General features: G+C 63.4%; 1 protein-coding gene. It reads right to left on the bottom strand.

Features of this window, described 5'->3' with window-relative positions; all coding sequences use genetic code 11:
* Nucleotides 1-949 (bottom strand): 1,2-phenylacetyl-CoA epoxidase subunit PaaA (gene paaA, locus AHiyo1_RS18825; protein ID WP_059389569.1); only part of this gene is annotated, 949 nt, incomplete at its 3' end.
* Nucleotides 950-1,354 lie beyond the last annotated feature (405 nt).

Below are 1,354 nucleotides of genomic sequence, written 5' to 3'. Positions count from 1 at the left end.
CGGCTTCGCGGACCCAAGCGCCGTCGTCGTGCGCTTCGCGCCGGCGCTCAAGCCGCTGCGCGTTGCAGGGACCCTTCCCGGCGAGAACGTCTTTGAACTCGTTCCAGTCCAGGGGCCCGTGCTCCCATTTCTTGGTTTCTTCGTTGAAACGGATGTCCTTGTCCGGGAGCGTGAGGCCCAGGACCTTGACCTGCTCCACCATCATGCCGACGAAGCGGCTGCGGAGCTCATCGTTGCTGAACCGCTTGATGTTCCAGGCCATGGACTGCTTGGAGTTGGGGGAATCGTCGTCGGGCGGGCCGAACATCATCAGCGCCGGCGCGTACCAGCGGTTGACGGCGTCCTGGGCCATCGCCTTTTGGGCGGGCGTACCGTTGGACAGTTCAAGGAGGATCTCGAAACCCTGGCGCTGGTGGAACGACTCTTCCTTGCAGATGCGCACCATTGCGCGTCCGTAGGGGCCATAGGAAGCACGGCACAGGGGGACCTGGTTGCAGATCGCGGCACCGTCCACCAACCAGCCGATCGCACCCATGTCCGCCCAGGAAACCGCGGGGTAGTTGAAGATGGACGAGTAGCGGGCCTTGCCGGCGATCAAGTCGCTGGTCATCTTGTCCCTGCTCTGGCCGAGGGTTTCGGCGGCCGAGTAGAGGTACAGCCCGTGGCCTGCCTCGTCCTGCACCTTGGCCATGAGGATGGCCTTGCGCTTCAGGCTCGGAGCCCTGGTGATCCAGTTGGCTTCCGGCTGCATGCCGATGATCTCCGAGTGCGCGTGCTGCGAGATCTGGCGGAGCAGGGTCTTGCGGTAGGCCTCCGGCATCCAGTCGCGGGGTTCGATGCGCGAATCCTCGGAAATGATGCGGTCAAAATACGCCTGACCGGCCTGTTCCCGCTCAAGCTCTTCGGGGGACAGCTCAGCGGGCACAGACTGCAGATTCTGCGATGCCATGGTTGCTCCTAAATATTTACCGACCGTTCGTTCAGAATATGCGGAAGGCGCGAGATGCGTCAAGCGTTGCATCACTACACGCAACAGGTAAGGCAGGCCGGGCGGGGCGGGGCAAGGCAGGGCAATGGAACGCCCGCTCACATATACGCCCCTCTCCCCCGACGCCCGCTCACATATACGCCCCTCTCCCCCGACGCCCGCTCACATATATGGCCAAATGCCGGAACGCCCGCTCAGATCATCTGAGCGAGCGTCGGCGGAAAACACCCCAAAGGTGAGCGAGCGTCTGGGGTGAGCACGGCGCAAAGGCGGGACGACAGCGCAACGGGACTGCCGCCGTCGGGCACTAACGGACCTTTCCCGGCGTACCGACAGCGACGCTCGCTCAGATATATGGCCCTTTCC

Origin of the sequence: Arthrobacter sp. Hiyo1, assembly GCF_001263615.2 — a bacterium.
In the GTDB taxonomy this organism is placed as follows: domain Bacteria; phylum Actinomycetota; class Actinomycetes; order Actinomycetales; family Micrococcaceae; genus Arthrobacter.
The sequence above is the reverse complement of the archived record's forward strand: the minus strand, read 5'-3'. Positions and strand labels throughout refer to the sequence as shown.